We start from the raw sequence: 280 nt of genomic DNA, 5'->3' as shown, positions 1-280 counted from the left end.
CCAATAAGGTAGCTAAACCCACTATCATTATTTGTATGGTAAAGGTGCTCTGTAGAGCTAGTTAATTCAGAACTGTTATAGTTTTTGGTAATTAAAGACTGTTCAACCTCACTACCTACGATCATTTGTGATTCACATTCTGTCCAGTCGTTTACGTCATAATAAACTGAGTTTCTAAGGCCTGAAGATTGCTGCAAAGTTGTTTCTAGCCATTCACTTATCGAGCAGCCATAGCCAAAGTCGGCATAGACCAAATTAACTGTTTTCTCTATATTTACAC

General features: G+C 37.1%; 1 protein-coding gene. It reads right to left on the bottom strand.

Features of this window, described 5'->3' with window-relative positions:
• Positions 1-280: hypothetical protein (locus Q4528_RS13600; protein WP_303522079.1), on the bottom strand; the 280-nt coding region annotated here is incomplete at both ends.

The organism is Staphylococcus pasteuri, assembly GCF_030547725.1.
In the GTDB taxonomy this organism is placed as follows: domain Bacteria; phylum Bacillota; class Bacilli; order Staphylococcales; family Staphylococcaceae; genus Staphylococcus; species Staphylococcus pasteuri.
This window is presented reverse-complemented; position numbering and strand designations above follow the sequence as displayed.